This is a genomic window from Rhodococcus sp. FG69, assembly GCF_057808915.1.
The window spans coordinates 1-446 of record NZ_JBMDIX010000126.1; the positions used below are offsets into that span (position 1 = coordinate 1).

Here is a 446-nt window from a genome sequence, read left to right on the forward strand (position 1 = left end):
CGACGGTGACGATGTCGCCGGTGTCGACGAGTTGGACTTCGAATTCGACGCCGCCTGTAACAGGTGGTGGGGAGAACCGTTCGAAGTACAGGTGGGTGGCTGCGGTCGCGTCGACCGTAGTGCGCACGGCCGAGATCATCGGCGGTGGCCCGCAGCAGTACACCGCTCCACCGGTGACCTGGGCAAGGAGGTCCGCAGGGGTGGGGTGACCGTCGACGTCGTCGGTGCGGATCCGAACGCGCGGGCTCTCCCACCCTTCGATCTCGTCGACGAAAGGCATCGATTCTCGACTGCGTCCGCAGTACAGCAGTTTCCAGTCCATCCCGGCACACTGTGCGGCGCGCACCATCGGCAGGATTGCGGTGATCCCGATACCACCGGCGATGAACAACGCCTGTCCACGGGGAACGAACGGAAATCCGTTGCGTGGTCCCCGCACTCGCACT

General features: G+C 64.8%; 1 protein-coding gene. It reads right to left on the reverse strand.

The window, feature by feature from the left end:
* On the reverse strand, window positions 1-446 hold a 446-nt coding region (locus ACODSO_RS29270; protein ID WP_489040098.1), incomplete at both ends, for a ferredoxin reductase domain-containing protein.